This window comes from Vibrio sp. 10N.261.52.A1, from assembly GCF_002876325.1.
Lineage (GTDB): Bacteria > Pseudomonadota > Gammaproteobacteria > Enterobacterales > Vibrionaceae > Vibrio > Vibrio chagasii.
This window is the reverse complement of record NZ_MCYD01000080.1, coordinates 1-874: the sequence shown is the minus strand read 5'-3', so window position 1 is coordinate 874 and position 874 is coordinate 1. Positions and strand designations below refer to the sequence as shown.

At 44.3% G+C, this 874-nt stretch carries 1 pseudogene; it reads right to left on the bottom strand.

Annotated elements, in window-relative coordinates:
- Window positions 1–780, bottom strand: a pseudogene (locus tag BCT81_RS01135) (hypothetical protein); the annotation flags it as partial.
- Window positions 781–874: the final 94 nt, after the last annotated feature.

Sequence of the window (874 nt, the reverse complement as noted above, 5' to 3'; positions counted from 1 at the left end):
GTCATCGTCATCGTCATCATGACCGTAGTGATCGTCGTGTGAACGAATACTCATCAAACCTGAATTAACTTCAGGCTCTGCATCTCCAATCAGTGTCACAGACTTATTACGTACAGCACTGTCTATTTGCATCACCATATCATCGGCAGTCAAAAATACGATTTGACCGCTAGCTCGATTCAAAGCGACGGATTTCGCACCAGACAATTGCGGTACCGCTTGTGAACCGCGGACAACCAAATCACTGTCTATTTGCAAGTGCCTCGAAGCGATCCCTGAAACGTCTACGTCAGACAGATCTAACGTTTGATGCTCGATCATAAGATCGAGTGCGTGGGCGATATTAGTATATGCTCTTTGCTTACCATCAGTTTGTGCCTTTTTCAGTGATTTTAGCAACACGTTAGACTTATCTTTAGGACCATATGCAGTGTCTAGTGAGGAAAAATTGACCCCAACGTGATCACCAAGCTTACGTTGAAGGGATGCCTTAGCCTGAGCCAGATCGTTACTAACCGTTGGGTTAAACATCATTTCACTATGAATCAAAGTGGTAAAAGGCGACACCAGTTCAAAGCCAGGAGGGGCGGTCAAAACCGCACCATCGTATTGCCTCAGCTGCGCATACATAGATACGTTTGCAATACGTTTTTCTAGGTCACTACATACGCCATTCAGATCTGCATCGGCACATACTAATGAATTTTGAAAGGTATAGCTGGAAGGGACAGATCCAACAGGGCTCTCCCCATCAGAGCCCCCCCCACATCCTGTGACCATTAATGCACCACACACAGCAAGTGACAATTTACACATTAAAAAACTATTACCCACTTTCAAACTCATTATTTAAAACCTATTCGACTGACAAATT